The sequence below is a fragment of the Microbulbifer sp. ABH2_005 genome (assembly GCF_056160005.1).
In genome coordinates this window covers 1,137,020-1,158,260 of sequence record NZ_JBSWWI010000001.1, presented here as the reverse complement: position 1 = coordinate 1,158,260, position 21,241 = coordinate 1,137,020, and the positions used below count along the sequence as shown (strand labels likewise).

The window sequence follows — 21,241 nt, the reverse complement described above, 5'->3', positions numbered from 1 at the left end:
CCCTGTGTAACCTGAATCACCCAAATCACTTTTTCTATCTAAGTAGGCATTAAGAGTAATGCCTACTTTATGCTCAAATGATTAGCCGACCCATTTTTCTTGGGAGCTTAGATCGTTACCAGAGCTAGGGGAGCGGCAGGCAGTAAAATGCAGTTTGGTATAGCTTAGTTTATTGTCTTGCATGACCTTAAGGACATCCGCAAGGTGTACACTTGCATCTTTGTTAACCAAAATTAAGTCGTGATGGTGAATACCACTTTGCCAGGCTTTTTGAATATTATCTAAATGTGCGGGACTTTTTTCATTGTGTGAAAGATTATAATTATATACCGAGGCGCCGCCACCAGCGATCGAATGCACTTTTCCTGAACCCATGTTAAGGAATTTCAGGGTTTTGCTAAAGTCGGCAATGCTATTGGCTTCCTTGGCGGGTGTGCCATCTTTAGTCAAGCTTTTCACAGCATGGTCCGAAGAGGCTGAGCCATGGAATGAGTAAAAATAAATGGCCAGATTGTCAGGCAGCTCTGCCTTGCCGAAAGAACCCTGGTCGAAGGAGCCGTGAGCATAGAGAATCGCTTCATTGCTCGGGGATTTATCTTTCTTGTAGATTGTTATTTTTCCGTATTCAATAGTTTCCATTGCTTCCTCTAATCTATCATCCGTTTGTGGGGCTTAAATTAAACTGCAAAAAATATCTTTTTGAGAGAAATTATCAGACTATCTATCCATAAGAGAAAAGCATTGTATACCTGAATTTCCGAGTTCGGCAATAGAATAATTACTGCTTATAGTGGTGACTATTTTTATTTTTTTGGTTCTACCCCTTTGTGATGCTTGTTTCGTGAGGTGCGTGCACATTTCTTCCACATTTATACCGATACTTTGTAGTGAAACTCTCGCTCCCGTTAAAGTTTTCCTCAAAAAAATATGGGAAGCCTTGAAAAATACATCTAGCTTTCGCTGTTCAGTATCCTATTTATAAAAATTGAGCAGATTTTGACCCAAATCAAATTTTCATTGGCTAGCTCTTTATAACGCATCTAGCCCTGCCCAAGTAATCACTTGATACAGCGAAATGGGTCTCCACATTCACGAGTCTGTACCTTGATTTTTTATGCTTTTCTAATTGTATCTTTCGCCGGAAGAGCTTTCTGTCTGCCGCGCTTCATTGTGATTTACCACTCCACATCGAAATCTCGTAGCTATTCGCGATTCTCCAGATCTGCGTGATCAGAATCGACTCTTCTTTAACTGTGCAGAAAATTTTTTATCGCGGTCAGATCATGGGTTTTGATTTCTATGGTATGAATGTTATGGACAAGTTCCAGTATGCCATCGATACCACCGTACACTTTTCCAAAAGTGCCACTAATTACTTTTTTATCTGATGCATTTCAGAATATCGAGTTTTCGTTTTTTGTTGAACTTGGTGCAGAGATGATTGTGGCATCAATGTTGGTTCTTCAACTTAACATTATGCTTTTAACTCACAGGTAGGCACTGATTGTTTCGTGGAGATTCGAGTTAAGATCATTATTTTCGAGAAAGTAGCAAAATTTGATAGTCGCTGTCTGGCCAAGGATATTTCCAGCAGGTGCCAACCCAGTAAAACTGTGCTTGAGCTCTATCTCATAGAGAGCACCCTCTTTGCAGATAACCTTTGTAGATAACCTATTCTGCCCGATCGACTTAGAATTATTCAGAGACTCTTAAGTGCAATTTTGTACAAGAAGACAATAGTCGCATTCTTTAAACTCACTCCTCACCGCCAGAAAAGTAGCTTACAAAATCTTTAACTGGCGAATGCTAAATATCTGACCAAGGTACCTCTTATGAGCATGGAATTTTTTCTTGCGTGGCTAGCTGTTATGTTTCCACTTATCTTTAGCCCAGGCCCTGCAAATATCACCTTCGCCGCAGCCGGTGCCAGCCTGGGTATACGCAGATCACTGCCATTACTAGCCGGCATCGACTTGATTTTTATTGTCAAAGGCTTTCTTGTCGGCTTTGGCCTAATGGCTTGGTTGATACATTACCCAATCGCCCTGAAGTTACTTCAGGCTGGAGGAGTGACTTATCTAATCTATCTTGCCTATCATTTTGCAAAACCTAAATCAGTAAAAAGTCAAACTGAGGCGCCTGAGGTTTCCATCTGGAATGGGATATTGATTCAAACCTTGAACGTTAAAGGCTGGATTATTACATTTACTATGTTTTCTATCTTTGCACCCAATCTTGAAAATGAATCCACAAAAAGCATTCTAACGCTAATTGCATTAATGACTATTCTCAATTTATCAACTCACCTATGCTGGATCGTATTCGGAAATGCACTGGCAAAACTTGCTACAAATGCCAGAGCCCAAAGAATACAGGGTATGCTATTTTCTTTGAGCTTGCTCTCGGTGGCAATTTGGCTCGCATTAGACAACCCAACCTTAATGATCGATTAAATAAGAAAAGTATTAATCAACTGCCTTAAAGTTGAAATATAGGAAGCATGTGAGCTCATTATAAGCTTATAGATATAGGTTATGTTATATTCCATAAGCTACAGCCCCTACATTCACAAGCGGTAGAGATTTATTGCCGTCCTTAGTGAAGAATAACGCGCCAAAGCAGGGCAACATCATCCATTTCTGGTTGATGATATTTATATCCCTGTTAACATTGAAAAACATTACAGCCGTCAGACTAATCAGCTATTGACTTCACACTACTAATTGCAGTCAATGCTAAGCATAATAGCTGAGGGGGCACACACCGATTTCCCAATAAAAACACATCAAATTTAAGAAACACAATGAAGCCAGCTTCCTTTACTTCTATTCTTTTTCGGCTTGGAGCTTTTGCAGAAAGAAAAATATCAGGCCTAAATTTTCGAACAATCGACATTGAAGAAGGCAGAATTAGTTACTTGCAAGGTGGGTCTGGCACCCCCCTAATGTTCTTACATGGATTCGGGGCCGACAAAGATAATTGGGTACGTTTAGCCAGATATTTAACTCGGCATTTTCAAATCATTGCGCTCGATTTACCTGGATTTGGCGAGAGTTTTAAGAACCCGGGACTGGACTATGATGTACAGTCCCAAGTTCAGCGCCTGAACAGCTTTGTTAACGCAATCGGCTTAGAACAATTTCACCTTGCCGGCAATTCAATGGGTGGATACATAGCAGGAAACTATGCTGCAACCTATCCAGAAAAAACAATAAGCTTATGGCTTCTGAACCCTCTTGGAGTGCAAGATTCTCCCAATAGCGAAATGTTCGAACAGATTTTGCGCAATGAGTTACCTGTGATCCTAACAAAAAGACGAGAGGATTACGAGGTACTCTTAGATCATGTGTTTCACAAAAGACCCTTTATACCTGGCTTTGCAGTTTCAGAGCTATCAAAATCGGCCAAGGAAAATTTTTCACTACACCACAAGATATTTAAAGATATTCATAAAATCAAAGGTGGAAACATTGAATTTTCATCCCCTCTAGACACCAGACTAAAAGGATTTCCCAAACCCACTTTAATCACCTGGGGCGAGAAAGATAGAATCCTCCATCCAGAAGCAGGCATCAATCTATCAAGAAAAATAACCGGCTCCAAATTGAAATTAATGGAGAATATCGGACACTTACCTATGATCGAATCGCCAAAAATGACAGCCAACCAATTTATCTCATTCGAATCTTCCCTGCAGCAGGAATTACACTCATAAAATTGGCCAATGAAGGGAAAATAGATAAATTATTGAGATCAATCAAGTATAGAGAAAAAGCACAATCCTTATGGCTATTTAGGTATCGGAGTCAAAAAATCGGAGATTTAACTCCCAATTTACCCTCTACCTCATTTCCAAGAATATAGTTCAAGCGGTTATAGCTTATATCTCCAGCTTTCTTATCAAGCGCCCACTGGTAGTTCCCTGCACTAACAAGGAGAACAATACCACACCGAACACCATAGATTGAATCGTCCACCAATAAGGTAGTTCAACGGGAAGAGAGAGCACCAGGGCCACAGCAATCACTCCGCGCAAGCCTCCCCAGCTCATTAGCAGCCTCCAGGGTTTAGAAATTGGGGGACCAACAAAGCGAGTTAAAGGAGCCACCAACACAACGGAAAGTGCTCGTGCACCAAGCGCTGCGGCTGTGGCGATTAGCATTGCCAACCACTGATGAGTAAACATTTCAAAGGTGATGACCAACCCCATAATCACAAAGATAATAGAGGTAAACAGCAACCCAAGCCACTCCCAGGTTGGCTCAGCATCAACCAAATAAGTTTTTCTCTGTTTTCGCAGGCAGGCTCGCGCCACTATGGCACAGGTCATTACAGAAATAATACCGGATACATGCAGAATATTCTCAGCCAGGTAAAAACTACCAAAAGCGACAATCACCAGAGTCATTAATGCCGCACTAGGTGTTCGCAGAAACAAAATAACCAAGGTGGTTAGCAGGCCTAAAATTAAACCTACAATAATTCCGCCAAAGAATATCATGCAGAAATATAAGGTGACTGAACCAACACTTAATGACGGAGCTTCAGCTCCAGCACTAGTGGATTGCACAATGGAATAGGTAGCCAGGCCAAGCACTAAAGAGTAGAGCACCACCGCCGCGGCATCATTAAATAAGCTTTCCCCCTCAACAAGGGCAAGTAAATCTTCCCCTGTTTTTTCCTGACGAAGTTTGCTCACTACCGATATTGGGTCAGTCGCTGCCAGAATTGAACCGGTCAACAGGGCTGCTATCCAGGGAAAGCCCTCTGGGTGACCAATACCATAGTAAGTAATTGCAGCAATCAAGAAAGCACAAATGATCAAACCCAAAGTTGAGAATAATAGAATCGGACCAATCCAACGCTTTAAGACCCGTGGGTCCAACTGCCAAGCAGATTCAAAAATTAAGACTGGAAGAATTACAAAGAAAACCAGCTCCCTTAAACTGGTTGCCCTAAGCCCAGTATCATAATCAATCACCGGCAATAAAAAGGCCGCCAGAACACCTGCCAAGAGACAACCCAAAGTGTTGTCAATTTTTAGAATTCTAGAAAAACCCAACCCCACCACAGCTACTACCGCCAGGAAGAGCGCCTGCCCTACAATAGTGACTACCTCGTTCACACAAATACTCCCAGCCTGCGCCCGGGTATTACTACCGCCTAAGAATTTAAATCTATTGAGCTAAAGATATTTTCACTCCAACAGCCTTTCTTCCAGCATAACTCTCAAAAAAGTATGACTTGATCAAATAATGAAACCAACTTCGAGACTGCTTCACAATCAGAGCGCTCACTAAAAAGGGTGGTGGTTTGTACACAATCTGCTAGGGGGTGCAATAGTTGTTGGCAAGAGAGGACTGGCTGAAAAACATCACTATATGGAAGCCCACAGACACCAATATAACTGGCTACCTGAATGACACCTGTCGACCAATCAGTCATTGCCGCCAGCTATCCTTTCTCCGTACCCAGTAGTAAATTTCGAACATATTTTGGTTCCCACAGCCCTAATCAGTAATGGCAAATAGATACCCGATTAGTATAGGAAACGAGGAGGATTTACACGGCGGTGTAGGAGATCAACAATAGCTGTAGATTATAAAAACTTATTTGTCTAGCAAGATATAAACATTATCAAAAAATAGCCTATACAACCTATCTTGCAACCGATCAAATAACGGACCTTCTAACCGAAGCGCCCAATAAAATAACAAAAAATAAGCACGGTGATACACGGCGCACCTCCTGATAGTTGTCCCCCCTTTCTTTTTCGACAAGAATCACCAGAAAATTGGGGACGTGATCCTTAAAACATCTATCTCCGCGAACAAAAGGGGGATATCCAGACTGAATCAGTCAGAGGGCTTGCTGGCCAGGTAAGAAATGTGAATACAGTAAATATACCGCACATAAAATTAACAGCCCACCCATGACCAGATTAAACCGTTTTATTCTAGAGGTTCCGCCCAGCAGATGTCGAATTTTATCTCCAGCAAAAGCCCATAGAGTCAGCGACGCATAACAAACCCAAAAGTAAACAAACACAAAGTAAACCAGGCTTAACTGACTGTGAGGACTGGAAAACAAAGCAACACCGGATACACAAGCAATCCATGCTTTTGGATTTAGCCATTGCAGAAGAAAACCCTCGTGAAAACGCGGCAGAGATCTTTCATCAATCGCTATTTCCTCAGCAGGGGCACTGGCAATTTTATACCCCATATAGATTACGTATAGCGATCCAGCTATGGCTAGGTAGTGTAATAGCTGTGGATAGCTCTCCAGTATTTGGTAAAACCCAAAACCAATTGCGGCAAGTAGTAGTGTAAAACCGATTGTTGCTCCCGACACAAATGGGATGGTGCGAGCGAAACCATGTTGCACTCCAGATGAAACGATCACCATATTGACAGGGCCTGGTGTAATCGACATGGTCAATGAAAATCCAAACATAGCCAGGAACAAGGACATGTTTACTCCACAGTAGTAATTAAATTATTATTTCAAAGTAAGTCGCTATTGAGGCTGTCAATCAAAAAAATCACAATCGGCCAGCTTTAAGCCATTATCGGCTCTAAAGATGACTCCGGGCAATTCACACCAAGGGTTTCAAGTTGAAAAAATTCATTTTACTGGCAATTTTGTTGATATGTACCAACTTTCATGTCTATGCGAAAACCTCGACAGAAGAGCATATTACAGGATTCATTAAAGAATTCTCTTCGAATAACATAAAAGGAACAGCCTCTCGATTCTTCACAGAATCTCCCCATTTTATTTTTGGCCCTCATATCCTCACCCCGAAAGATTCTGAGGAAGTGGAGAAGGTACTCTCTGAGATACACGGTGCCCTGGCAAAGAAAGGCTATATGAACTCAGAAATTGTTAATTTTGAGACACATTTTCAGAGTGGGAACATGTCAGTTACTACGATATTACTTAAACGCTACACCTCAGAAGGGCTGCTATTGGATCACCAGTGCAGCACTTATACATTGGCAGACACTTCAGAAGGCTGGAAAATCCTATCATGGCTTCCCTCAGAACCTAAAGATAATACACGATGCTTTGCTAGTGAAAGCTAATACCTAGGCTAATTGGTAATACCGATCCATACAGGCTAATTAAAAGGCGTTTAAAGTAATGGCAAACAGTGAAATACAAGCAATTCTTACACAGCTGTACCAAGTTATCTCTGGCCCCGAAGGGTTTACTCGTGACTGGAAAAGACAGCAGGAACTATTTGCGCCCTACGCCAAAGTGATTCGTACCTCTATAGACAGTCAAGGCAATCCCCAGGCACTGGTTTTAAGCATTCAGGATTATCCTGAAAACTTTCAGCGGTTAGTTGGAAACGCAGCTTTTTATGAGGTAGAAACTCACAATATTATCGAATCATTTGGCAACATTGCCCACGCATTCAGTACCTATGAAGCCTGGAGAGATAGTGAAAAAACTCAGTTTATCAAGCGAGGGATTAACAGTATTCAACTTTACAGCGATGGCCACGGATGGAAAATAGTCAATATGATCTGGGATGATGAGCGACCAGGGTTAACCATGCCCCCCAAATACAACCCTTTAACTAAAACTCAAAGTATACCCAGTAGCCATCCAATAGTCTGAACCAAGGATTTCCTAGCTAAAAGACTCTGCTTGTTTAAATATTTTCGGATGCAAGCAACCTCTCTAAAGAGCATTACCTATGAAACTTTACCGATTGCTTACCGGACCAGATGATTCCAATTTCTGTTTACGTGTTACCGAGGCGCTTAACAATGGGTGGGAACTTTATGGAAGCCCAACGCTCACCTCTAGTGGAGAGAGCACTCTTGCGGGTCAAGCTATTATCAAGGAGGTTGCAAATGAGGACTTTAAAGGAAATATCTCATTGGGGGATTATTAGGTTCTTTGAGAAGGTGAGAAGAGGCTTTTGAGCTCTATAATAGGCTTCTCTTCCAAGCTCTAATTTCCTCGACGTAGAGATTTGGCTGTTCAAAAGCGGAAAAGTGCCCTCCCCGCTTCAAGTGATTCCAATAGCAAATATTGTTATAGCGACCTTCAGCCCATGAGCGGGGAATTCTCACTATCTCTCCCGGGTAAATACTGACCCCGGTTGGCAATTGCACTACCTTATCCTGATCAGGACCGTAGGGGATATCGAAGCTTTCCCAGTATAATCGAGAAGACGAAGCCGCTGTATTTGTCAGCCAATAGAGCATGATATTGTCCAACAATTCATTTCTGGTAAAAATGCTCTCCAAAGTGCCCTGGCAATCGGTCCACAGATGGAATTTCTCCAATATCCAGGCAGCCTGACCTATAGGCGAATCCGCAAGGCTATATGCCAATGTTTGAGGGCGAGTACTCTGCTCCTTGGCAAAACCTGAATCCCACCGATTGAAAAATCGTATTCCGGCCAGAGCCTCTTTCTCCTCCTCACTGGGCTGTATCAGGGCCTCAGCGGTTGGCTCCTCTTTGGGATTGTTGATATGTATAGCTTTGCAGGCGCCCCGGTTCTGAATGCCAATCTCAGTAGTCACCGACCGCCCCCAATCTCCTCCCTGGGCCAAGTAGGATTGATACCCCAGTCGATTCATCAACGTATCCCAGGCTGTGGCAATTCTGGGCACTCCCCATCCCGTTTTCGCCGGCTTACCGGAGAAGGCGAAACCGGGCAGAGATGGGCATACCACATGGAAGGCATCCTCGGCATTTCCAGCAAATTGGGTTGGCTCCGTCAGAGGCCCTATTACTTTAAGAAATTCAACAAAGGAGCTGGGCCAACCATGAGTGATCACAATTGGCGTGGCACTGGTATGGCTGCTCTTTACATGGATGAAATGAATATCTAAATCGTGAATAGTCGTGGTGAACTGGTCATATTGATTCAGCCTCTGCTGGGTGGCAAACCAGTCATACTCATTTAACCAGTAGTCGCAGAAATCCCTAAGGTAATCCAGAGGGACACCTTGCCCCCACCATCTACGGTTTGCGCCTCAGGCCAGCGGGCTTCCCTCATCCGCCGATGCATATCTGCCAATTGCGATTCCTGTATATCAATACTGAAAGGTTTGACCTGCGCCATTCGTCGATCTCTTCCTTAAAAATAATGACTGAGTAGCCGCTGATAGATAATCATAAAATGTGATTGAGCATTGCTTTGTACCAAATCGCAATCGTAAACTGTACAAACATACAGTCCACTAGTTCCAATGAAAAAAATAGAACCAGACAAGCCACAGCCCTTTCATAAAGGGCGCGGAGCCGCCAGTAATATCACTGGTCGTTTTGCCGAGTACACCAGTTCGCGGGAGAGCGATGGTTGGCAAACAGAGGCTGAGCCCCTTGAGCGGCTGCTGACTACCGCCATTGAAGAGAAGGCCAAGTCGATTATCGCCACCAATCAGTCGCCTGATATCCCCTTTACCCAGTCTATCAACCCTTACCGTGGCTGTGAGCATGGCTGTGTCTATTGCTACGCGAGACCAGCTCACGCCTATATGGATCTCTCCCCTGGGCTCGACTTCGAAAGCAAGATCTTTTTTAAGGCGAACGCGCCCAGATTGTTGGAGCAGACACTACGCAAGCCCAGCTATGTATGCAGCCCCATAGCCCTGGGCGCAAATACCGACCCCTATCAACCACTGGAGAAGGAAAAGGGTATAACCCAGGCACTGCTTGAAGTTATGCAGCAGTTTCGACAACCGGTCACCATTGTCACTAAGAGCCAGCTGATTTTACGGGACCTCCCTATCCTGTCGGAAATGGCACAGGACAACCTCGCCCAGGTGGCAATTAGTGTGACTACCTTGGATAGGGATCTCAAAAGGAAACTGGAGCCACGTACCGCGGGACCTTCTGCCCGCCTGCGCACAATTGAACAATTGAGCAAGGCTGGGATACCAACTGCCGTACTTGCCGCTCCAATGATTCCGGCACTCAACGACTATGAACTGGAGGCGATTTTAAAAGCCGGGCGGGACTCAGGTGCCGAGAGGGCGGCCTATATCCTCCTGCGACTGCCCCATGAAGTGGCACCACTTTTCCGCGAGTGGTTAGCGCTTCATTACCCACAAAGAGCCGACCATGTGATGAGCCTGGTACAACAGAGCCGCGGTGGGCGGGATTATCAAAGTGACTTTTCCCAGCGCCGAACGGGTACAGGAGTTTTCGCCCAGTTACTCCGCCAACGGTTTATTGTCGCCATCAGGAAATTGGGGTTAAATCACCGGCGCCTATCACTAGATAGCAGCCAATTTAAGCCACCGCCTCTAGCCGGTGAGCAGCAGAGTCTCTTTTAGACAAGACAGTGGTTTTAACAAAAAGTGTATTAACTAAAAACGAACCGAAGGGAAACCCCTCTAAGCGAGCAATATTTTTGATGGAATCCTGGTTTGTTTATTTAATCCGCACTTCCAGTGGTACGCTTTACACGGGAATCACTAAAGATATTCAACGGCGATTTGCCGAGCACAGTAACGGCGGTACCAAGGCAGCCAAGGCCCTTCGCGGCAAAGGACCTCTCACACTCGAATACCAGGTAAAAACTCGAGACAAGTCCTCAGCGCTAAAGTTGGAAATCGCTATCAAGAAATGGCCCAAGCAAAAAAAAGAAGCTCTCATTGCCGGGGCCCTGGAATTACCAATATTACTCGATTAACCAATCACTAAGGCTTTGCCAGGCTGTGGGTTGCTAGCGTTTACTGAGCAGCCAAGCCACTTCTCTTGCAGGCACGAGGCCTTTTAAGCCGCCGGGTACATCCCTGGAGGCCAACATCTTTACGTGATATTCCTCATCGTAGCGATCAAAAATTTCCTGGGAACTGATAGAAAAAGGAGGACCGGCTAACTCAGACTGCTCATACTCAAAGGAAATTAATAACTGAGGGGCCACTTTTGTAATGGCCATAAGGTGCTGGGTATATCCAGGGCGAATATCTTGCGGCAACGCCACCAGGGCAGCACGATCATAAATGCCATCGACTTCCTGCAGTAATTCCTCACTCAGATCAAAAATATCCCCGACAAAAATATCAATATTTTTTGCCTTGTAGTGCTTAATGCTGTCAAGCTGATCGATTTCGGGGGTGAGTTCCATCTCCTCAAAAAGCTGTTGTACCGCCATTTCACTCAATTCAGCCCCGGCAACACGATAGCCCTCGGAAAGTAACCAACCGATATCACGGGTTTTGCCACAGAGAGGAATAAAAACTCTATCCCCTTTGGACAGGCAAAGCTGTGAAAAAAATTCAGACAGCAAAGAGTTTCCAGAGGCTTCATGAAAGCCTATATCATTTTTCTTCCACTTATCATGCCAATATGTCGCTTCCATGTTGCACCCCCATGTGCATTCTTAAGGCTATTACCGATTGACCAGATAAACCATTGAGAGATCAATTAGTCCTAATACAAAAGGTATTCCAATTCTGAATCTACTTCTGCTACAGAGACCTCAGGACCGGTAAACGCCAGTGCAGTTATAAAAGCAAAAGCCCCTGTAAATAGAATGCACTTGAACATCACCGTTACCTCTAAGGAATCTCTTTTACAAACTTTTAAAATGGAGTCTGAGTCCTAAAACATTCGCGAGCTATAACCAACTATTCACTGGCTGTCGAGCCGGAGATAAAAAGCCTACCCGGCCACAAATAATCGACCAAGCCCGCTACCATGGCACCGAGCGCAGTAGCTGTAATCAGCAGGAAATAACTATCGAGAGAAGCTGGCAGCTCAGCTGTAAAGGCAATTAAGATACCCACTGCGTAGCTGATAATGTTGCCAACTCCGGTGAGCAGCCCCATCGCCCAAGCTCCTATAGCCGCCAGTAATAAGGCCATTGGAAGAGCCAACCAGGACTGCTCTAATTGCCAGCCTGTCGTTGCCACAGTGGCAACCAAACCGAGCCCCAGCCCTGTAACCGCACAAGCCAGGTTATAGCTGCCGGCACGTAAGTTACCGCCTCTGGCAAAATAGGTAACAGAGCCCAAAGCTGCCACCCAGGTGGGTACACCAGTAAGGTTGGCCGCAATAATCGCTAGGGAGCCGCTCAGCAAGATACGCAAACCAGTAAAAAGACGCTCCTGAGATGGCCCATTACTGTTCCTGAGGCTTTCAGTTACGCTGCTCATTGATTTCATACTCTCTTAACTGCACTCAATGGGAACCGGCAGCTCCTTGCCTAATTGCTTTTGCGCCACGCGAAAGTTGGCTCACTAAAAGCGTTAGGAGCTATGGTCACCCCTCCAATAAGCGCATTTTCTCGCGTCTTTTAAATCACGGGGTAGCAGACTTCTTCCGCATCCTTGCCCAATCTTGCAAAGCATGCTGCAGGCGAGCGAATTCAGGGATATCTGCGCCTAGAGCGGCAGTTATTCATCGATGTGTCATCAGCAGTGGTTGACTGAGGTAAAGAGAGGCTACCAGGGGATTTCACTGCCATCGTAATTATAAAACCGGCCACTCTTGTCCTGACCCGCATGAAGGAGGATTTCTCTCAGGGCCGTGACACTTTGCTCCGCTGAAATCAGAGCACCAGGACCGCCCATTGCGGTTTTAACCCAACCCGGATGCAGGGCAATCACGGTGATTCCCCGGTCTTGAAGATCAATTGACAGGCTTTTTACAACCTGATTGAGGGCTGTTTTGGAACTTCGATAGACATAGCCACCCCCCGAGCGATTGTCGGCGATACTGCCCACCTTGCTGCTCATCATGGCGATCAATTTATGATCGCTGGCCGCCACGTTATCGCAAAAGGTCTCCGCCATCATATAGGGCGCGATCGTGTTGGACTCCAGTACCCTGCGCCACTCGTTGCGGTCCACTTTGCCAAATGCCATGCCTTTTGGGCCGTAATATCCCGCATTGTTGAACAGGATATCGATAGGCTCTCCTTCCAAGGCCTTACCAAGAGAAATCATTTGCTCGTAGTCGGTGACATCCAGCTCAATGGGCTGTATTTGGGGGTATTTAGCTTGCAGTGATTTGAGCTCGGTGGCCTTCTCTAGATTCCTGCAACAGGCCAACACATTCCATCCATCTCGGGCAAACTGTGTGGTCAGTTCAAGTCCAATGCCACGATTACAGCCGGTGATCATTATGGTGCCAGACATCGCTGCTCCTTCGGTGTTATTCTTGCGCTTCGCGATCATAGCAACTGTAGAACAATGTACTACTCACCTGACGATCTTCTCTGGTTCCTGTTATTGGCTGCTGTGGCTTGGTATATCTGGGCCAATATGGCGGCAAAAGAGCAAGTGAGACGCGCGGCAGCCAATCACTGTAAACAATTGGGCGTACAGCTTCTCGACGATACCGTGGTGTTGGCACGCACTCGCTTGAAGCGTGACCGGCGGGGCCACATCAGCCTGCAACGCAGCTATGAATTTGAATTCACCTCCACTGGAGAGCACCGCTATTCCGGTGTGGCAGTTCTCCATGGCCGTCGTATCGAGCAGCTGCAGCTGTCACCTCACCATTTGAGTTAACTTGGTATTTATTGATGAAGCCCGGCCTTTACCGCCACTACAAAGGGAATCTTTACGAAGTCCTGTACACAGCCATTCACAGCGAGACAGAAGAGCTATTGGTGATTTATCGCGCGCTCTATGGAAACTGTATTGTTTCGGCTAGACCATACAACATGTTCAACGAAACGCTCTCCGAGAATGGGAAGACCTTTCGCCGCTTCCAGCTAGAAAAAGCCTTCGAAATGATGGATAACAGCTACATAAAAAAGGAGCCCTAGAAAGGCGTCATAGGTCATAGATCATAGGTCATAGGTCATAGGTCATAGGTCATAGGTCATAGGTCATAGGTCATAGATCATAGATCATAGATCATAGATCATAGATCATAGGTCATAGGTCATAGGTCATAGGTCATAGGTCAAAAAAATAAGCCTGAATAACAATCCCTACCAAGCATCAAACCCTATCTTGCGCCATTTCACCTCTCGGGGATAACCTTTCCCCACCAGACCGAAACAAATGCAAGTTAATACAATATAACGCCTGATAAACAGGCAAGGCCCGCTCGGGCAATCTGCTTTAGAACCCACAAGGACCACCGGTGAACAACAAAAATATTATGATCTATGGCGCCTACGGCTACACGGGCGAATTGATTGCCCGTCAGGCTGTAGCGCAGGGTTTTCGTCCCATCCTAGCCGGCCGCAATGCGCATAAATTACAACCCCTGGCAGATGCTCTGGATCTCCCGGCTATGGCCATCAACCTGGAGAATACGGAAGTGCTGGAACGCAGCTTACGAGACGTCTATTTGGTCATTCACTGCGCCGGCCCATTCTCCGCAACCGCCGCACCCATGATGAGGGCCTGCCTTAACAGCCGCACCCACTATCAGGACATCACCGGCGAAATTTCCGTCTATGAGGCCGCCTACAAGTTGGATGCTGAAGCAAAAGCTACCGGGGTAGTGCTCTGCCCAGGAGCGGGCTTCGATGTTATTCCCACCGACTGCCTGGCAGCCGCACTGCACAAAGCCATGCCTTCGGCCACTCACTTAGCACTGGGGTTTGACTCCGAATCGAGCTTGAGCCCCGGCACGGCCAAGACTTCTATCGAAAGCCTGGGAATGGGGGGAGCCATTCGGCGCAATAGCAATATTGAAACCATTGGCCATGGGCAGCTAACCCGCCACATAGATTTTGGTCGGGGCGAAAAATTTGCTGTCGCGATTCCCTGGGGAGATATTTCCACGGCCTACCATTCAACTGGCATCCAGAACATCGAAGCGTATATTCCCATGAGTCCCACAAGGGCAAAAAGGTTAAAACGTCTGAATGGATTTCGATGGCTGCTGCGCACCAACTGGGTACAGAGCTGGTTGAAAGGAAAAGTTAGCAAGTCTGTTCAAGGGCCCAGTGAAGAGCGTCGGGCAGGCCAAAAGACCTGGGTCTGGGGAGAGGTACGCAATGACCGCCGCGGAGAGCGCAAAGTGGGCCGGGTCACGACAGCCAATGGCTACGATGTCACCGTGTCAGGCTCTCTGGCAATCATGCAATATCTGCTCGACTATCGGGGCGAGGGTGGATATTTCACCCCCTCAAAACTCTGTGGCCATGAGCTGATAGAAAAATTGCCTGGCTCCGGGGAAATCGAAATTAAGATCGCCTAACCTCTGTCACAGATATCTCCTATTTCGACACCTTCTATTTCTAAAAAATTCTATTAGTGAAAGCTGCTATTTTCTGCGGCTTTCTTCGATGCAAGGAGCTAAGAGCGGTCGCTCCTTGCGCAATCTCACACTTTGTCTTCAACTGCCACTCCAACCAATCCTGCCCCGTCCCATCTTGCAACCCCCAACAAGTTCATTTTTCTGCCAAAACTAAAAACAAGCAGCTGAACGACGTAATTATTATCTATTTTGAGATTTCATTATTGCGACATCATTTGGTCAACTCCGTGCAATAATCAATTCTTAAGTTGGCCGCATGCGAGACTTATCCATGAACCTGAAGAGTATCGATGTGTCCCTGGTCCTGTATCTCACGGAGCGGGCGTCACGTCCCACTTCACGCAGACGATACTTGTGGCTATCTAAGTCCGGGGATGGCTGGCTCACTGTCGCCGTACTCTTCAGCTACATAATTTCCAATGCAGCCACTCAGCTTTTTATTGCCGCCTGCTCTGGATTGGCGGTGGAGCGCTCTCTCTATTGGGCCATTAAAAATACAACGCGGCGCAGGCGTCCACCCCAAGCTATACCGGGTATGCAGCCGATTATTATCGCCCATGACCGCTTCAGCCTACCCTCGGGACATACCTCCGCAGCCTTCCTTTTTATTACATTTATGACCCAGCAGGTGAGTCCCTTATGGGGACTTGGATACATCTGGGCTACTGGAGTGGGCGCTGCCCGCGTGAGCCTGGGTGTACACTTCCCTTCGGATGTTTTTGCAGGCGCCATGCTCGGTACTTGTGTGGCACTGGCGACGAGCGCCACCCTTTTATGAAAATTCTTTATGGTGTGCAGGCAACCGGCAATGGACATATTGCCCGATCACGCACACTGGCCAAAGCATTAAACCAATACCCACAACTTGAGATTCAATGGTTGTTTTCCGGGCGCCCAAAGGAAAACCTGTTTGAGATGGAGTTATTTGGCGACTATTGGTGGCGCGAGGGAATGACCATTGTCCACAGCGAGGGGCGCCTCAGGAGCTTTGCCACTATTGCGCAGGTAAAATTACGTCGGTTAATCCAGGATATCCGAGAACTACCAGTTAACGACTTCGACCTGATTATCAGCGACTACGAACCAGTCACCGCTTGGGCGGCCAAAATCCGCAAGAAGCCCAGTGTGGGTATTGGCCACCAGTACGCTTTTTTATATTCGATCCCAATGCCCAGATTTAACTGGCTTTTTCACACAGTTCTGCGCACATTTGCGCCCACAGAAAAAAGCCTGGGGCTGCACTGGCATCACTTTGGCAACCCCATACTGCCGCCCATAGTCCCCGTACAACCAAAACCAGATAACAGTGCGAATGATTATGTCCTTGTCTACTTACCGTTTGAGCACCCTATTCCTATGTTGGAGGAATTGTCGAAGGTACAACGGCAGTTTATTGTTTACGGTGTTCCGGTAAATCTGCCCACCGCAGACAATATCCAGATAAAAGCGCCTTCAACGGAAGGATTTCAGCGGGACCTGGTCAATGCCCAGGCGGTAATCTGTAATAGTGGCTTTGAATTACTCGCTGAGACCCTAGCTCAGGGCAAGCCCATACTGAGCCGGCCGCTAGCCTATCAGTTCGAGCAGGAGGCCAATGCCAAAGCGCTAGAGCAGCTAAACCTGGCGAGGATCGTCAGCTCCATCAACGCTAAAAATATTCATTCCTGGCTCAAAGAGCTGCCTGTGCCGAAACGAATCCAATGGCCGGACGTGGCGCAGGCCGTGGCCGCCTGGATAGCCGAAGGTTGTAAAAAAGATCACGCAGAGCTTGCCCGCGACCTCTGGCAAAAAGTAGTCCCACGCCCTACCAAGGGACCGACGCCAGCTTACCAAAGTGTCGCTGATTAGGTGCCAAGTTCATCGTCAATTGCACACTTGGCGGGATTGATAGCGACTGACTCCGCGCCCAGTTGATACCCTCTCCCACCATATCGCCAAGTGCATTCACACAAAAAGTCATTGCCCGATTTTGGGCCTAAGCTTTTACTATCCGATTAATCCAGCGGCGAGCACGATCCCATAAATTTACTTAATAAGAACTTGTACCAATCATCCACCCATAACAACGTGATTGGTCTGGATTTTTCTTTGCCGGGATAATAAATTTTGTAACTCAATAAAAATAATGAGGTAGGCATGTCTTCTCCATTGCTCAACGAACGCAATACTGAATTTTATCTCTATGAATTTCTCAATACCGAAGAACTGCTGCAGCGTCCACGCTATAAGGAACACTCCCGGGAGATTTTTGATGCAACCCTGAAAACCGCACGCACTATTGCTGAAAAATTTTTCGCCAATCACAATGCCAAAGGCGACGCCAATGAACCCAGTTTCGATGGCGAAAAAATACAGATGATTGCAGAAACCAAGCAATCCTGGGATGCCTTCGCAGAGGCAGGTTTTCTCGCGGGTCACTGCGACTTTGAAGAGGGCGGCATGCAGTTGCCCAAAACCATAATGCGCACCGCACTCGGCTACATGAGTGCCGCCAATATTGCCAGTGCCTGCTACCCATTTTTGACTATCGCCGCCGCCAACCTGTTGCGTTCTTTTGCCAGTGACAGCCTCAAGGCACAATTTTTACCGCAAATGCTGGATGGTCGCTTTGCCGGCACCATGGCGTTGACCGAGCCAGACCAGGGTTCAGCCCTCGCCGATATCCGCACCAGTGCCGAGCCTGCTGAAGACGGCAGCTATCGCATTCGTGGGCAGAAGATGTATATCTCCGGCGGAGATCAGTCGCTGACCGAAAATATCGTTCACCTGGTATTGGCAAAAATCAAAGGCGCCCCCGCCGGAGTCAAAGGAATATCCTTATTTTTAGTCCCTAAGCTCCTCCTCGACGAAAATGGCCAAGTTACTGAGCACAACGATGTCAAGCTGGCCGGATTGCTGCATAAAATGGGGTTTCGCAACACGACCTCTACGGTACTGAGCTTCGGTGAAAATCAGGGTGCGGTGGGCTACCTGATTGGCGAGCCACACCAGGGGCTCAAATATATGTTCCAGATGATGAATGAGGCTCGAATCAGTGTCGGCGCCGGCGCCTCGGTGCTGGGCTACCAGGGTTATATCCACTCTCTGCAGTACGCCAAAGAGCGTCCTCAGGGACGCCTGCCCTCCAAGCACGACGCCAATTCCAAGCAGATACCCATTATCCAGCACGCCGATATACGCCGGATGCTGCTGATGCAAAAAGCCTATGCCGAGGGCGGCCTGGGTTTAAGTATGTATGCCACTTCCCTCTACGAAGACCAACACAGTGCACACACAGAGGAGCAACGGCAGTTCGCAGCCACCCTGCTGGACCTGATCACCCCAGTGGTGAAATCCTGGCCCTCAAAATACTGTCTGAAAGCCAATGAACTGGCTATCCAGGTGCTCGGTGGTGCCGGTTATATTCGTGAATTTCCCCTGGAGCAGCTGTATCGGGATAACCGCCTGAATGCCATCCACGAGGGCACCGAGGGTATCCACGCCCTCGACCTACTCGCGCGTAAAGTGCCCGGCAAAAATTTCCAGGCCTACCAGCTGATGCAGACAGAGATTCGCAATACCGTTAACGAGGCTCGTGATAAGGAGAGTCTGGTTAGCATGGCCGATGACCTGGAGGAATCCCTGCAAAAACTCGACGAAACCGGCATGGCCCTGTTTGCACAGTTACAGGAGGACATCGATCGAGGCCTCAGTAATGCCACGCTCTACCTGGATGTTTTCGGCTGTATCCTGGTGGCCTGGATCTGGCTGCGCCAGGCGATTGTTGCGACGAATGCCCTGGAGGCATCTGCCAGCACGGAAGATGCCAACTTCTACCGTGGCAAGTTACACACCGCCCGCTTTTATTTCGAATGGGAGCTACCCAATGTCCAGCCGCAGATCACCCTGCTGCAAAATGGCAACAATCTACCGTTCGATATGCAAGAAGACTGGTTCTAGCCAGTAGCAATTAGGTTGGCCAATGGAAATTACAGCAACACGGTAATTTCCGTGCCCCCCTGGGGCAGGGGTTCAGCGCTGATTTGCCCCTGGTAGCTCTCGACTATATCCACCACAACAGCCAGGCCAATACCCTGGCCTGGCTGTTGCTGATCGGCACGCACACCGCGCTGGGTGACTTCGCGCCATTTATCCCTGTCTAGACCGGGCCCATTATCGGCAACACGAATTGAGAGCTTGCGTCCCTCCTCGGGATTCTCAATAGTGACATGCACCTTGCCAGCACCGTATTTATAGGCATTGTCGAGTAGATTGCCGAGCAGCTCCATGAGATCTCCCTCATCTCCATAGAAGAGGGCATCCTCGTTGCAATCTCTGTGAACTTCACAGGGCTTGCTGCGATAGACCTTCTCCAGGGCATCCAGGATTTTTTCAAGGAGTGGCGCCACCGGTATGCCTCGCAAGATAGACTTGGGCGAACTGGCAACCGCGCGCTGTAATTGGTAGCTGATAATGCTGTCCATACGCTGGACCTGATCAGTCAGAGTTTTACCAGCGGCCCCTGGGTCCTTCTCCAGGCTCAACCCCTTGAGCACCGCCAATGGCGTTTTCAAGCTGTGGGCCAGATCCGCCAAGGTGTGGCGGGTCTTCTCGCGCTGGCGCCGCTCATTTTCGATCAGCAAGTTCAGGTTGTCGGTGAGCGGACGCAATTCCAGCGGGAAATTCCCCTCGAGGTGATCGCTGCCACCCTGCTGCATATCCCGCAGGGCCTGCGCCAGTGCGCGCAGAGGTGCAAAGCCCCAGCGCAACACCAGCCACTGGGCCAGAATCAGTAACAGCGCCGCTACGCCAAGCCAATTCCAGATGGTTGAGCGAAACTGCCCTACCTGAGCCTGCAACGGTGCCGCATCTTCCATTACCACAAAGGTAAAAGGGTTCTCGTTATCGAGGCCCCAGGCCACCCCCTGGCGAAAGCTGCTGTAGTTGGCATCGCCACCGGGGAGGGAGATCCGCATATAGGACTGTTGCCCTTGCGGTAGAGGGGAAAACTCCATTTCAGGCATTGCCAGGGCCGATTCAGAGCGCCAGATAACCCGGCCCTCGCCATCCAAAACCGCGCCAATCAAACCCGAGTCCGGCTGATTAAAGCGCTGCTCGGGCAGTTCAGGGGGCAACGCTAGGCTTTCACCCTCCGGTTCTGCCAGCGCCAACAGGGTATAGATATACAACTGCAGCTCGCGCTGTTTGGCCTCGTTCAGAGAAGTGCGGTAAGCGTGCTCCAACACTCCGGAAATCAGCAGCATAAAAGCCACCAGCACCAGACTGGTTACCAGTGCCAAGCGGCCTTTAAGGGAGTTCAGCCAGAAGGAAAACAGGTGCATTACAGTCGAGATTAGCGGGGAGCGATAAAGCGATAACCCCGGCCGCGCAGGGTTTCAATGGGCTTTAGCTGAGCCGCCGCATCAAACTTCTTACGCAGACGACCAATAAATACCTCAATTACATTGCTGTCGCGATCGCAGTCCTGCTCATAGATATGTTCGGTTAGGGTGGTTTTGGAGACCACCTCATCGGGGTGCAGCATCAGGTACTCGAGCACCTTGTACTCAAAGGAGGTCAGCTCTAATTCGGTATCGTTGACGGTGACCCGTTGGGAACTGGTGTCCAACAGTATCGGGCCCGCTTTGATCGTAGGGGAAGAGAACCCGGCAGAGCGGCGCACCAACGCATTCAGGCGCGCCAGCAATTCCTCAGTGTGAAATGGTTTTACCAGGTAGTCGTCTCCACCGGCCTCCAATCCGGCCACGCGCTCCTGCCAGTGGCCACGGGCGGTGAGAATCAGAATAGGAAAGTGCTTGTCTTCGCCGCGCAGGGTCTGAATCACCTGGATACCATCTATTTTTGGCAACCCCAGATCCATAACTGCAATATCGTAAGGGTATTCCCGCCCCAAATAGAGCGCTTCCTCTCCATCCGGCGCCTCATCGACGGTATAGCCTGCACCGCGCAGTGACTCCGCCAGCTGCTGGCGCAGTAAAACTTCATCTTCGACTAATAGTGCGCGCATATTCTTTCCCTTGTACTGCGTGTCTGTGGT

At 47.9% G+C, this 21,241-nt stretch carries 23 protein-coding genes and 1 pseudogene; 13 read left to right on the top strand and 11 right to left on the bottom strand.

What is annotated here, in order from left to right; genetic code table 11:
* Positions 1–81: 81 nt before the first annotated feature.
* Positions 82–639 (bottom strand): putative adhesin, encoded by a 558-nt coding sequence (locus ACXAFI_RS05130; protein WP_475107928.1) that lies wholly within the window; start codon positions 637–639, stop codon positions 82–84.
* Positions 640–1,832: 1,193 nt separating this feature from the next.
* Between ACXAFI_RS05130 and ACXAFI_RS05125 the strand changes: the two genes are divergently transcribed.
* Positions 1,833–2,453, top strand: a complete 621-nt coding sequence (locus tag ACXAFI_RS05125; protein WP_475107927.1) for a LysE family translocator — start codon at positions 1,833–1,835, stop codon at positions 2,451–2,453.
* A gap of 350 nt (positions 2,454–2,803) precedes the next feature.
* Complete coding sequence (locus ACXAFI_RS05120; protein WP_475107926.1) at positions 2,804–3,715, top strand: alpha/beta fold hydrolase; 912 nt, start codon at positions 2,804–2,806, stop codon at positions 3,713–3,715.
* 165 nt (positions 3,716–3,880) lie between these two features.
* Here ACXAFI_RS05120 and ACXAFI_RS05115 read toward each other — a convergent pair whose 3' ends face one another.
* Entirely contained in the window at positions 3,881–5,125 is a 1,245-nt protein-coding gene (locus ACXAFI_RS05115) for a cation:proton antiporter (protein ID WP_475107925.1), read from the bottom strand.
* A gap of 734 nt (positions 5,126–5,859) precedes the next feature.
* Positions 5,860–6,474, bottom strand: a complete 615-nt coding sequence (locus ACXAFI_RS05110) for a LysE family translocator (RefSeq protein ID WP_152454306.1) — start codon at positions 6,472–6,474, stop codon at positions 5,860–5,862.
* Between the two features lie 143 nt (positions 6,475–6,617).
* On the opposite strand from ACXAFI_RS05110, the gene ACXAFI_RS05105 reads away from it, so the two are divergent.
* The 3 genes from ACXAFI_RS05105 to ACXAFI_RS05095 all read left to right on the top strand — a co-directional run bounded on the left by ACXAFI_RS05105 (position 6,618) and on the right by ACXAFI_RS05095 (position 7,909).
* Positions 6,618–7,088, top strand: a complete 471-nt coding sequence (locus ACXAFI_RS05105) for a DUF6841 family protein (protein ID WP_475107924.1) — start codon at positions 6,618–6,620, stop codon at positions 7,086–7,088.
* Between the two features lie 58 nt (positions 7,089–7,146).
* On the top strand, positions 7,147–7,629 hold the full coding sequence (locus ACXAFI_RS05100; RefSeq protein WP_475107923.1) for a hypothetical protein: 483 nt from the start codon (positions 7,147–7,149) through the stop codon (positions 7,627–7,629).
* A gap of 79 nt (positions 7,630–7,708) precedes the next feature.
* Entirely contained in the window at positions 7,709–7,909 is a 201-nt protein-coding gene (locus tag ACXAFI_RS05095; RefSeq protein WP_475107922.1) for a DUF1737 domain-containing protein, read from the top strand.
* A gap of 34 nt (positions 7,910–7,943) precedes the next feature.
* On the opposite strand, the gene ACXAFI_RS05090 is transcribed toward ACXAFI_RS05095, so the two are convergent.
* The 3 genes and pseudogenes from ACXAFI_RS05090 to ACXAFI_RS05080 all read right to left on the bottom strand — a co-directional run bounded on the left by ACXAFI_RS05090 (position 7,944) and on the right by ACXAFI_RS05080 (position 9,091).
* The gene (locus tag ACXAFI_RS05090) at positions 7,944–8,804 is read right to left on the bottom strand and encodes an alpha/beta fold hydrolase (protein ID WP_475107921.1); all 861 of its coding nucleotides are present in this window, start codon (positions 8,802–8,804) and stop codon (positions 7,944–7,946) included.
* 21 nt (positions 8,805–8,825) lie between these two features.
* A pseudogene (locus ACXAFI_RS05085) lies at positions 8,826–8,966 on the bottom strand (epoxide hydrolase N-terminal domain-containing protein); the annotation flags it as partial.
* Positions 8,930–9,091, bottom strand: a complete 162-nt coding sequence (locus ACXAFI_RS05080) for a hypothetical protein (protein ID WP_475107920.1) — start codon at positions 9,089–9,091, stop codon at positions 8,930–8,932. The gene ACXAFI_RS05080 and the pseudogene ACXAFI_RS05085, both read right to left, overlap by 37 nt.
* A gap of 127 nt (positions 9,092–9,218) precedes the next feature.
* Between ACXAFI_RS05080 and ACXAFI_RS05075 the strand changes: the two genes are divergently transcribed.
* Both ACXAFI_RS05075 and ACXAFI_RS05070 read left to right on the top strand, forming a co-directional pair.
* Positions 9,219–10,307, top strand: coding sequence for a PA0069 family radical SAM protein (locus tag ACXAFI_RS05075; RefSeq protein WP_475107919.1), 1,089 nt, complete (start codon positions 9,219–9,221; stop codon positions 10,305–10,307).
* An 80-nt stretch (positions 10,308–10,387) separates the two neighbouring features.
* The gene (locus ACXAFI_RS05070) at positions 10,388–10,666 is read left to right on the top strand and encodes a GIY-YIG nuclease family protein (RefSeq protein ID WP_444919562.1); all 279 of its coding nucleotides are present in this window, start codon (positions 10,388–10,390) and stop codon (positions 10,664–10,666) included.
* Positions 10,667–10,699: 33 nt separating this feature from the next.
* On the opposite strand, the gene tmpT is transcribed toward ACXAFI_RS05070, so the two are convergent.
* From tmpT to ACXAFI_RS05055, 3 genes are all read right to left on the bottom strand, one after another.
* A complete protein-coding gene (gene tmpT / locus ACXAFI_RS05065; RefSeq protein ID WP_475107918.1) occupies positions 10,700–11,338 on the bottom strand; it encodes a thiopurine S-methyltransferase in 639 nt (212 codons plus the stop codon).
* Positions 11,339–11,606: 268 nt separating this feature from the next.
* Positions 11,607–12,134, bottom strand: coding sequence for a DUF1097 family protein (locus ACXAFI_RS05060; protein ID WP_475107917.1), 528 nt, complete (start codon positions 12,132–12,134; stop codon positions 11,607–11,609).
* 288 nt (positions 12,135–12,422) lie between these two features.
* Positions 12,423–13,118 carry an SDR family oxidoreductase gene (locus ACXAFI_RS05055; protein ID WP_475107916.1) on the bottom strand — a complete coding sequence of 232 codons (696 nt, stop codon included), beginning with the start codon at positions 13,116–13,118 and terminating at the stop codon, positions 12,423–12,425.
* A gap of 54 nt (positions 13,119–13,172) precedes the next feature.
* Between ACXAFI_RS05055 and ACXAFI_RS05050 the strand changes: the two genes are divergently transcribed.
* The 6 genes from ACXAFI_RS05050 to ACXAFI_RS05025 all read left to right on the top strand — a co-directional run bounded on the left by ACXAFI_RS05050 (position 13,173) and on the right by ACXAFI_RS05025 (position 19,143).
* On the top strand, positions 13,173–13,493 hold the full coding sequence (locus tag ACXAFI_RS05050; RefSeq protein ID WP_152454316.1) for a DUF3301 domain-containing protein: 321 nt from the start codon (positions 13,173–13,175) through the stop codon (positions 13,491–13,493).
* 14 nt (positions 13,494–13,507) lie between these two features.
* Positions 13,508–13,753 (top strand): DUF1653 domain-containing protein, encoded by a 246-nt coding sequence (locus ACXAFI_RS05045; protein WP_152454317.1) that lies wholly within the window; start codon positions 13,508–13,510, stop codon positions 13,751–13,753.
* Positions 13,754–14,076: 323 nt separating this feature from the next.
* Positions 14,077–15,144 (top strand): saccharopine dehydrogenase family protein, encoded by a 1,068-nt coding sequence (locus ACXAFI_RS05040; RefSeq protein WP_475107915.1) that lies wholly within the window; start codon positions 14,077–14,079, stop codon positions 15,142–15,144.
* A 331-nt stretch (positions 15,145–15,475) separates the two neighbouring features.
* Positions 15,476–15,982 (top strand): phosphatase PAP2 family protein, encoded by a 507-nt coding sequence (locus tag ACXAFI_RS05035; RefSeq protein ID WP_475107914.1) that lies wholly within the window; start codon positions 15,476–15,478, stop codon positions 15,980–15,982.
* On the top strand, positions 15,979–17,052 hold the full coding sequence (locus ACXAFI_RS05030) for an MJ1255/VC2487 family glycosyltransferase (protein WP_475107913.1): 1,074 nt from the start codon (positions 15,979–15,981) through the stop codon (positions 17,050–17,052). The genes ACXAFI_RS05035 and ACXAFI_RS05030 overlap by 4 nt, the downstream gene beginning before the upstream one ends.
* A gap of 288 nt (positions 17,053–17,340) precedes the next feature.
* Positions 17,341–19,143, top strand: a complete 1,803-nt coding sequence (locus ACXAFI_RS05025; RefSeq protein WP_475107912.1) for an acyl-CoA dehydrogenase — start codon at positions 17,341–17,343, stop codon at positions 19,141–19,143.
* A gap of 29 nt (positions 19,144–19,172) precedes the next feature.
* On the opposite strand, the gene ACXAFI_RS05020 is transcribed toward ACXAFI_RS05025, so the two are convergent.
* Together ACXAFI_RS05020 and ACXAFI_RS05015 are read right to left on the bottom strand one after the other, a co-directional pair.
* A complete protein-coding gene (locus ACXAFI_RS05020; protein WP_475107911.1) occupies positions 19,173–20,525 on the bottom strand; it encodes an ATP-binding protein in 1,353 nt (450 codons plus the stop codon).
* 11 nt (positions 20,526–20,536) lie between these two features.
* Positions 20,537–21,211 (bottom strand): response regulator transcription factor, encoded by a 675-nt coding sequence (locus ACXAFI_RS05015; RefSeq protein ID WP_444919571.1) that lies wholly within the window; start codon positions 21,209–21,211, stop codon positions 20,537–20,539.
* Positions 21,212–21,241: the final 30 nt, after the last annotated feature.

Bases quoted from the DNA above. Each gene is read 5' to 3' on its own strand.
- ACXAFI_RS05130 (WP_475107928.1), bottom strand. From the start codon at position 639: ATGGAAACTATTGAATACGGAAAAATAACAATCTACAAGAAAGATAAA.
- ACXAFI_RS05125 (WP_475107927.1), top strand. From the start codon at position 1,833: ATGAGCATGGAATTTTTTCTTGCGTGGCTAGCTGTTATGTTTCCACTT.
- ACXAFI_RS05120 (WP_475107926.1), top strand. From the start codon at position 2,804: ATGAAGCCAGCTTCCTTTACTTCTATTCTTTTTCGGCTTGGAGCTTTT.
- ACXAFI_RS05110 (WP_152454306.1), bottom strand. From the start codon at position 6,474: ATGTCCTTGTTCCTGGCTATGTTTGGATTTTCATTGACCATGTCGATT.
- ACXAFI_RS05100 (WP_475107923.1), top strand. From the start codon at position 7,147: ATGGCAAACAGTGAAATACAAGCAATTCTTACACAGCTGTACCAAGTT.
- ACXAFI_RS05095 (WP_475107922.1), top strand. From the start codon at position 7,709: ATGAAACTTTACCGATTGCTTACCGGACCAGATGATTCCAATTTCTGT.
- ACXAFI_RS05080 (WP_475107920.1), bottom strand. From the start codon at position 9,091: ATGGCGCAGGTCAAACCTTTCAGTATTGATATACAGGAATCGCAATTG.
- ACXAFI_RS05075 (WP_475107919.1), top strand. From the start codon at position 9,219: ATGAAAAAAATAGAACCAGACAAGCCACAGCCCTTTCATAAAGGGCGC.
- ACXAFI_RS05070 (WP_444919562.1), top strand. From the start codon at position 10,388: ATGGAATCCTGGTTTGTTTATTTAATCCGCACTTCCAGTGGTACGCTT.
- tmpT (WP_475107918.1), bottom strand. From the start codon at position 11,338: ATGGAAGCGACATATTGGCATGATAAGTGGAAGAAAAATGATATAGGC.
- ACXAFI_RS05060 (WP_475107917.1), bottom strand. From the start codon at position 12,134: ATGAGCAGCGTAACTGAAAGCCTCAGGAACAGTAATGGGCCATCTCAG.
- ACXAFI_RS05055 (WP_475107916.1), bottom strand. From the start codon at position 13,118: ATGTCTGGCACCATAATGATCACCGGCTGTAATCGTGGCATTGGACTT.
- ACXAFI_RS05050 (WP_152454316.1), top strand. From the start codon at position 13,173: ATGTACTACTCACCTGACGATCTTCTCTGGTTCCTGTTATTGGCTGCT.
- ACXAFI_RS05045 (WP_152454317.1), top strand. From the start codon at position 13,508: ATGAAGCCCGGCCTTTACCGCCACTACAAAGGGAATCTTTACGAAGTC.
- ACXAFI_RS05035 (WP_475107914.1), top strand. From the start codon at position 15,476: ATGAACCTGAAGAGTATCGATGTGTCCCTGGTCCTGTATCTCACGGAG.
- ACXAFI_RS05030 (WP_475107913.1), top strand. From the start codon at position 15,979: ATGAAAATTCTTTATGGTGTGCAGGCAACCGGCAATGGACATATTGCC.
- ACXAFI_RS05025 (WP_475107912.1), top strand. From the start codon at position 17,341: ATGTCTTCTCCATTGCTCAACGAACGCAATACTGAATTTTATCTCTAT.
- ACXAFI_RS05020 (WP_475107911.1), bottom strand. From the start codon at position 20,525: ATGCACCTGTTTTCCTTCTGGCTGAACTCCCTTAAAGGCCGCTTGGCA.
- ACXAFI_RS05015 (WP_444919571.1), bottom strand. From the start codon at position 21,211: ATGCGCGCACTATTAGTCGAAGATGAAGTTTTACTGCGCCAGCAGCTG.